Origin of the sequence: Pseudonocardia sp. N23, assembly GCF_002583555.1 — a bacterium.
Classification (GTDB): Bacteria; Actinomycetota; Actinomycetes; order Mycobacteriales; family Pseudonocardiaceae; genus Pseudonocardia.
Genome location: NZ_BEGX01000163.1, coordinates 1 through 272, shown reverse-complemented (window position 1 = coordinate 272; position 272 = coordinate 1). Strand labels below are relative to the sequence as shown.

Sequence of the window (272 nt, the reverse complement as noted above, 5' to 3'; positions counted from 1 at the left end):
AGGTCGGTGGCCATGGTGACGAGCTCGGCCTGGGCCCAGTAGGCGAAGCGGGTGCGGCGCGGGAGGTGGTCACGCAGCGACTCGGGCAGCGACTTGCCGGTGACGAGCCCCAGCTTGGCGGACAGGTACTGGACGAGCCCGGCCATGGCGTTGGCAGCGAGCACGACCCAGACGAGCAGGTAGCCGAACCCGGCGCCGGCGGCGGTGTTGGACGCGACGTTGCCGGGGTCGACGTAGGCGGCGGCCGCCACCAGCGCCGGGCCGAGCAGCAG

The 272-nt window shown here is 73.5% G+C and carries 1 protein-coding gene; it reads right to left on the bottom strand.

The annotated features are described in order from the left end of the window. Positions 1–272 (bottom strand): Nramp family divalent metal transporter (locus tag TOK_RS31405; RefSeq protein WP_172457896.1); only part of this gene is annotated, 272 nt, incomplete at its 3' end.